The organism is Bacteroides sp. CAG:633, from assembly GCF_000435115.1.
Taxonomy (GTDB): Bacteria; Bacteroidota; Bacteroidia; order Bacteroidales; family Bacteroidaceae; genus Bacteroides; species Bacteroides ndongoniae.
On sequence record NZ_FR882975.1, the window covers coordinates 1 to 7,807 of the forward strand.

General features: G+C 52.7%; 5 protein-coding genes and 1 pseudogene (1 of these 6 cut by a window edge). 5 read left to right on the plus strand and 1 reads right to left on the minus strand.

Annotated features, from left to right (window positions below; all coding sequences use genetic code 11):
• Positions 1–209: hypothetical protein (locus QVP67_RS01710; RefSeq protein WP_288179783.1), on the minus strand; the 209-nt coding region annotated here is incomplete at its 3' end.
• A gap of 1 nt (position 210) precedes the next feature.
• On the opposite strand from QVP67_RS01710, the gene QVP67_RS01715 reads away from it, so the two are divergent.
• The 5 genes and pseudogenes from QVP67_RS01715 to QVP67_RS01735 all read left to right on the plus strand — a co-directional run.
• The gene (locus tag QVP67_RS01715) at positions 211–1,200 is read left to right on the plus strand and encodes a GSCFA domain-containing protein (RefSeq protein ID WP_022161836.1); all 990 of its coding nucleotides are present in this window, start codon (positions 211–213) and stop codon (positions 1,198–1,200) included.
• Positions 1,176–3,674, plus strand: a complete 2,499-nt coding sequence (locus QVP67_RS01720) for a bifunctional UDP-N-acetylmuramoyl-tripeptide:D-alanyl-D-alanine ligase/alanine racemase (protein ID WP_022161837.1) — start codon at positions 1,176–1,178, stop codon at positions 3,672–3,674. The genes QVP67_RS01715 and QVP67_RS01720 overlap by 25 nt, the downstream gene beginning before the upstream one ends.
• A 93-nt stretch (positions 3,675–3,767) precedes the next feature.
• Positions 3,768–3,992, plus strand: a complete 225-nt coding sequence (locus tag QVP67_RS01725) for a Sec-independent protein translocase subunit TatA/TatB (RefSeq protein ID WP_022161838.1) — start codon at positions 3,768–3,770, stop codon at positions 3,990–3,992.
• A gap of 36 nt (positions 3,993–4,028) precedes the next feature.
• On the plus strand, positions 4,029–4,817 hold the full coding sequence (tatC, locus tag QVP67_RS01730; RefSeq protein ID WP_022161839.1) for a twin-arginine translocase subunit TatC: 789 nt from the start codon (positions 4,029–4,031) through the stop codon (positions 4,815–4,817).
• 247 nt (positions 4,818–5,064) lie between these two features.
• A pseudogene (locus QVP67_RS01735) lies at positions 5,065–7,807 on the plus strand (AAA domain-containing protein); it runs 702 nt beyond the window's last position.

The following is a 7,807-nucleotide window of genomic DNA, read 5'->3' on the forward strand; positions in this document are numbered from 1 at the left end:
CCCCCGGCCCCTCTCCCAAGGAGAGGGGAGAGAGGAGCGGGAGTAAATCTGGCTGGGGAATATTTGTCTCTGCTCTCACCTTTCGCTATCTTTACATAATATAGGATTCGGTTCGGCATAGTCAAATTGAAAACTTTGGTTTTCCATTTGTCTCTGCTCTCACCTTTCACTATCTTTGCACCGTTTATGTTTTTTGTCAGATAGAACATGATGAATTTGTATACTCCGGTAGAGATACCGTCCGACTGGCCCCGGCTGACTCATCGGGACCACCTGATGCTGATGGGTTCGTGCTTTGCTTCGAACATTGGTGCAAGGCTGTTGCAGGCCAAGTTCGCTTGCGAAGTCAATCCGTATGGCGTACTTTACAATCCGCTTTCCATCTCGGCCGCTTTGCGTGAGATTGGTTCCGGCAAGCAATATACCGGAGACGATTTGTTTTGGGCAGGCGGTTGCTGGCACAGCCCCATGCACCATAGCGACTTTTCGGCTGCCGATCCGGACGAAGTATTGCACAATATCAATGCCCGGCTGTCTGTCGCCCGCCAGTGGCTGTCTTCGCTCGACGTACTACTGCTGACGTTCGGCACTTCGTGGGTGTACGAGGACGGGCAGACGGGGCGCATTGTAGGCAACTGTCACAAGCTGCCGGAAAGCTGTTTCCGCCGTCGCCGGCTGTCGGTGGAGGAGATTGTGGACGACTATGCGGACCTGTTGACAACTTTGTGGAAGCAGCGTCCCGGGCTGCGGGTGATTCTGACGGTCAGTCCCATCCGCCACGTGCGCGACGGCCTGCATGCCAACCAGCTCAGTAAGGCAACCTTGCTGCTGGCCATCGACGCTTTGCAACAGCAGTTTGCCGGGCGCATCTTCTATTTTCCGGCCTACGAATTGCTGAACGACGAGTTGCGCGATTACCGTTTCTATGCCGACGATCTGGTCCATCCGTCCGACCTGGCGGTGGGCTACGTGTGGCAACGTTTTTCGGAAGCCTGCTTTGCAAAGGAAACGTTACAGATTATAGAAGAAAGTGAAAATATCGGCAAGATGCTGCAACATAAGCCTTTCCGTCCCGAGTCTGAAGAGTATAAGCGTTTTTTAGGACAAATTGTGTTAAAAATAGACCGACTTAACAGAAAATATCCGTACTTAGACTTCAAAAATGAAAGAGAGATATGTCATACACGATTGAAAATATAGCAGAGGTGACAGGTGCCAGACGCGTAGGAGACGTGCCTGCCACCATTGACTGGCTGTTGACAGACAGCCGTTCGCTGAGTTTTCCTGAAGAAACCTTGTTCTTTGCACTTACTACCAAACGGAACGACGGTACGCGTTACATTCCCGAACTGTATGCACGGGGCGTGCGCAATTTTGTGGTCAGCGAAGAGAAGTTTCAGCAACTCGAAAGCGAAAAACTGGCGGGATGTAATTTTCTGGTGGTTCCGAATACGCTGAAGGCGCTTCAGAAGCTGGCAGAAGTGCATCGCGACCGTTTCCAGATTCCGGTGATAGGCATAACGGGCAGTAACGGAAAGACGGTAGTCAAGGAGTGGCTGCACCAGTTGCTCAGTCCCGAGCGTGCCATTGTGCGTTCGCCGCGCAGTTATAATTCGCAGATCGGTGTACCTTTGTCGGTATGGCAGATGCACGAGGCTGCCGACCTGGCCATTTTCGAGGCCGGTATTTCCGAACCGGGCGAAATGCGTGCCTTGCAGAACATGATTAAGCCTACCATCGGTATCCTGACCAATATCGGAGGGGCGCATCAGGAGAATTTCTTCTCTTTGCAGGAAAAGTGCATGGAAAAGCTGACCCTGTTTAAGGACTGCGATGTAGTGATATACAATGGTGATGACGAGTTTATCTGCAACTGCGTGGCCAAGTCGATGCTGTCGGCCCGTGAGATAGCCTGGAGTTGCAAGGACATGGAGCGTCCGCTATACGTCAGCAAGATTGAGAAGAAAGACAACTGTACAGTGATTTCCTACCGTTACCTGGATATGGATAACAGCTTTACGCTGCCTTTCATCGACGATGCGTCGATCGAGAACTCGCTGAACTGTCTGGCTGCCTGTCTGTACCTGATGCTTCCGGCCGAACAGATTACCGAGCGTATGGCAAGGCTGGAGCCGGTGGCCATGCGTCTGGAGGTGAAAGAAGGTAAAAACGGTTGCCTGCTGATTAACGACAGTTACAACAGCGACTTGAGCTCGCTGGACATCGCCCTCGACTTTCTGGACCGCCGTTGCGCCGTCAGTGGTGGGGAAAAAGGAACACCGCTGAAGAAAACCCTTATCCTGTCGGACATACTGGAGACGGGACAGAATACGCCTACGCTGTACAGGCAGGTTGCCCAGTTGGTAAACCGGCGTGGCATTGAACGCATCATCGGGGTAGGAAACGACATCTCTTTGTCGGCCGACCGCTTTAACGTGGAAAAAGCTTTCTATCCCGATACGCAATCGCTGATAAAGGCTGTCGGCCAACGCGAACTCCGTCTGGAAAATGAAATCATACTGATAAAGGGAGCGCGGAAGTTTGGCTTCGACGCACTGACCGAAGTGCTGGAGAAGAAGGTGCACGAAACCATTCTGGAAGTCAACCTCGGAGCAATGGTGGCCAACTTGAATCATTACCGCAGTTTCCTGAAGCCTGAGACGAAAATGGTCTGCATGGTGAAAGCCTCGGCCTATGGTGCCGGGTCGTACGAAATAGCCAAGACCTTGCAGGAACACCACGTCGACTACCTGGCTGTAGCTGTGGCCGACGAAGGTTCCGACTTGCGCAAGGCGGGTATTACCTCGAACATCATGATCATGAATCCGGAAATGACCGCTTTCAAAACCATGTTCGACTATGCGCTTGAGCCCGAAGTCTACAGTTTTCACCTGCTGGATGCCCTGATAAAGGAGGCTGAGAAGGAAGGTATAGCCAACTTCCCCATCCACATCAAGCTGGATACCGGTATGCACCGTCTGGGATTTGCCCCTGCCGACATGCCCCGGCTGATTGAACGGCTGAAGGAGCAGAATGCGCTGATTGTCCGTTCGGTGTTCTCGCATCTGGTGGGCAGCGACGGTGCGCAGTTCGATTCGTTTACCCGTCATCAGATAGAAACGTTCGAGAAGGCTTCTGCCGAACTTCAGGCAGCTTTCCCGCACAAGATTCTTCGTCACATCTGCAACTCGGCGGGTATTGAGCGTTTTCCCGGCGCGCAGTTCGATATGGTACGCCTGGGCATAGGGTTGTATGGCATTGATCCGTTCGACAATTCCATTATTAATAATGTAAGCACGCTGAAGACGACCATCCTGCAAATCCGCGATGTACCGGCCGAAGATACGGTAGGGTATAGCCGCAAGGGACACCTGACCCGTGCTTCGCGCATTGCAGCCATCCCCATCGGCTATGCCGACGGCCTGAACCGCCATTTGGGCAACGGACACGCCTATTGCCTGGTCAACGGCCAGCGCGCTCCGTATGTGGGTAACATTTGTATGGACGTCTGCATGATCGACGTGACGGACATTGACTGCAAGGAAGGCGATACGGTGGAAATCTTCGGCGACCATCTGCCTATCACAGTGCTGTCCGATGCGCTCGACACCATTCCTTACGAAGTGCTGACCAGTGTGTCGACCCGGGTAAAGCGTGTGTACTATCAGGACTGAAGTAAGTAGACTTTTTGCTAAAAAGCAAGTTTTGGAAGGTGCCAAAGGAATTTTTGCTATTTTTGCAGCAGAATTAAATAAATAAGTGAATATATGACAAATTTATTGCTATTGGGCTTCTTGCCCAGCGGATCCGAGTGGTTAATCATTCTTCTGGTGATTCTGCTGTTGTTTGGCGGAAAGAAAATTCCCGAACTGATGCGCGGATTGGGCAAAGGCGTGAAGAGCTTTAAGGAAGGAGTCAACGAAGCGAAGGAAGAAATCAACAAGGCGAAAGAAGAAATAGACGAACCGGCGGACAAGGCAGAGAAGAAATGAGGGGAGAAGTTGTCCCTGATAGCGGTAGAATAGCGTATGGCGGATAAGGAGTTGACTTTCTGGGATCATCTGGACGAACTGCGTCGGGTGCTGTTTCGTGTGCTCGGTGTGTGGTTCGTGCTGGCCGTAGGTTATTTTATTGCGATGCCTTATCTGTTCGACAGGGTCATCCTGGCTCCCTGCCACAACGACTTTGTCTTCTACGACCTTCTGCGCTGGATCGGGCAGGAGCTGGACCTGCACGATGACTTCTTCACGCAGGAGTTCCACGTCAAACTGATCAATATCAATCTGGCGGCACCTTTCTTCATCCACATGTCTACGGCATTCTGGATGTCGGTAGTGACTGCCGCTCCCTATATGTTCTACGAGGTGTGGCGCTTTATTCGTCCTGCCCTCTATCCGAACGAGGTGAAAGGCGTGCGGAAGGCGTTGGGCATCGGGACGGTAATGTTCTTTGTGGGGGTGTTGCTGGGCTATTTCATGGTCTATCCGCTGACGCTGCGTTTCCTGTCTACCTATCAGCTGAGCAGTGCTATCGAGAATCAGATATCGCTGAATTCCTACATTGACAATTTCATGATGCTGGTGCTGTGCATGGGGTTGGCGTTCGAACTGCCCCTGGTCACCTGGCTGCTTTCGCTGCTGGGGGTGGTCCATAAGGATTTTCTGCGCAAATACCGCCGTCATGCCATTGTGCTGATTGTCATAGCCGCAGCCATCATTACTCCTACGGGCGATCCTTTCACGCTGACGGTAGTCGCCGTGCCGTTGTATCTGCTTTACGAGTTAAGCATCCTGATGATACGGGAGAAGAAAGAGTGACATAGTAAAGTTTAACTGTCATCGATACGCTTTGGCATGTTCTTTGCAAGGATGGCGGGTGATAATTTTATGTTTCACTTTTTAATATGGAGGTCTTAGTATATGGGAGCTGCAGGTAATAAAAAACCGAAAAAGCCGAAAGATAAGCACCATGTTCCGGCTTACGAAATGGCAGAGGCTATGAACGAAGCAAATAAGAAGCCGAGAAACCAGAAGAAATAAGGCGCTTTTTCCTTACCTTTGCATCATGGAAAACGATGTAAGGGAATATTATGATTTACTGCTGGAGGTGACGAAGGCATCCGACGAAGTGTTGGAGATGGCCTATCGGCAGTTGCGCGAGTTGCTGGAGCAACTTTGCCGCACACAGATGCCCGACAGCAGTTTGCAGATGACCGACCTTTCCGCCCGTATCAACTTTGTGGCGTCAAAAGTCGGCCTTTCTGTTGTTGAGCAGAACCGGCTGCACACTTTCCGGTTGACCTCCAATGCCATTCTGAACCGGCAGGCCATGCCACAGCGCGACCAACTGTTGCGCGATGCCAAGACGCTGGCCTTTTTTGTCAAACGGCTGTATGGCACGGAAATTCCTCCCCAGTTGTACCATGCCTTGCCGCGTGCCGACAGTACCTATATCGTAGCTCCTCCTGCCCGCGAGCAGAAGCGGCGGATGCGTGTCAGCTTTCAGTACGCCGATGATGATTTTCTGTATGTACTCCCTACCGATATGGTGACCGACGAGCCTCTGAAGGTGCGCTACAATGTGCCCCAAATCAACGAAGAGTTTGCCGAGACCTGCCAGCTGCTGTGGCGGAACGCACAGGTGAACCTGCTGGACGTACGGATAGACGAGGACGGCGTACTGACCCCTTCCTTCATCATCCTTGAACCCGACTATCTGATTGACATCAGCTCGCTGGCCGAGTGTTTCCGCGACTACGGCCATCATCCGGCCAACTACATGCTGGCACGCTTGCAGGTGCCCGACAATACCCGTCCGCTGTTGTTGGGAAACATCGCCAATTTGTTCCTCGACGAATGGATTCACGCTGACGGCACGCCCGACTATCTGGCGTGCATGAAGAAGGCTTTCCGGTCGTATGCCGTGGAGCTGGCAGCCTGTGCCGACCTTCGCGACCGTGAGAAGGAAAAGGCTTTTTTTGCCGACTGCCAGCTGCATTTCGAGAACATCCGGAAAACGGTGACCGAGACTTTTCAGGCCTCGGGATATGCGCTGGACAAGACGGATGCCGTGCTCGAACCTTCGTACATCTGCGAGGCACTGGGCTTGCAGGGACGTCTGGACTACATGCAGCGCGACATGTCGGCCTTTATCGAAATGAAGTCGGGTAAGGCGGACGAGTACAGCATTCGCGGTAAGGTGGAACCAAAAGAAAACAACCTGGTGCAGATGTTGCTTTATCAGGCGGTACTGGAGTATTCGATGGGGATGGACCACCGTCGGGTCAGGGCATATCTGCTTTATACCCGTTATCCGATGCTTTATCCGGCCCGCTCTTCGTGGGCGATGGTACGCAGGGTGATGGATGTGCGCAACCGTATTGTTGCCACCGAATACGGCATTCAGCTGCGCAACAGTCCTCATTACACTGCCGAACGTCTGCAGGACATCTGTCCTGACACACTGAACGAACGGCAACTGGACAATACGCTGTGGAAACGTTTCCTGTATCCGCAGATTGAAGCCGTGGCGGGTAAGTTACGTGCTCTGTCGCCGCTGGAGCAAAGCTATTTCTATACACTTTACAACTTCATTACCAAAGAACTGTATACTTCCAAGTCGGGCGATGTAGACTATCAGGGGCACTCGGGAGCTTCGTCGTTGTGGCTTTCGACCCTGACCGAGAAGTGCGAGGCGGGAGAGATACTTTACGACCTGACCATTGTTGAAAACCATGCTTCCGACGAACACAAGCCGTTCTTGCGCTTTCAGTTGCGGACACCCTCTTCGGCCGAGACCGAGCGGGGAGAGGCGCTGCCCAACTTCCGGCAGGGCGATGTCATTGTTCTGTACGAGCGGAATGCCGATACGGACAATGTGACAAACAAGATGGTGTTCAAAGGAAACATCGAATGTATGACCGATCATACGATTACCGTGCGTCTGCGTTCTACCCAGCAGAATGCCGGTGTGCTGCCTGCCAGCAGCCGTTATGCCATCGAGCACGATTATATGGATACGTCGTTCCGCAGTATGTATGCGGGACTGGCGGCATTCTTGTCGGCTACGCAGGACAGGCGCGATCTGCTGTTGGGTCAGAGGATGCCCGGATTTGACAGTGCACTGGATGGGGCTATCGCTGCTGCCGGTGACGACTTTGCCCGTGTAGCCCTGAAGGCGAAGGCTGCACGCGACTATTTCTTGCTTGTCGGGCCTCCGGGAACGGGAAAGACTTCGCGTGCCTTGCGTCGGATGGTCGAGACATTTCATGGAGAGGGGAAGCAGATTCTGTTGCTCTCCTATACCAACCGGGCGGTGGACGAAATCTGCAAGATGCTGGTTTCCATCGCTCCGGCGGTCGATTTTATCCGGGTGGGCAGCGAGTTGTCGTGCGAAGTGCCTTACCGGCCCTACCTGATGGAGAACGTGTTGGACAGTTGTGTCAATCGTCGGGCAGTGCAGGAGCGTATTGCCCGCTGCCGTATTTTTGTGGGAACGGTGGCTACGCTTTCTTCCCGTACCGAACTTTTCCGTCTGAAAACGTTTGATGTGGCACTGATTGATGAGGCTACACAGATACTGGAACCGCAATTGTTGGGCTTGCTGTGCATGCGAAGCGTGTCGGGGGGAAACGCTATCGGCAAATTCATCATGATAGGCGATCACAAGCAGCTGCCGGCAGTGATATTGCAGTCGTCCGAGCAGTCGGAGGTATGCGATGAGGCTCTGCGCGACATTGGGTTGCGCAACCTGAAAGATTCGTTGTTCGAACGTCTGTACCGGATGCTGGCTGGCCAGGAAGGAGAAC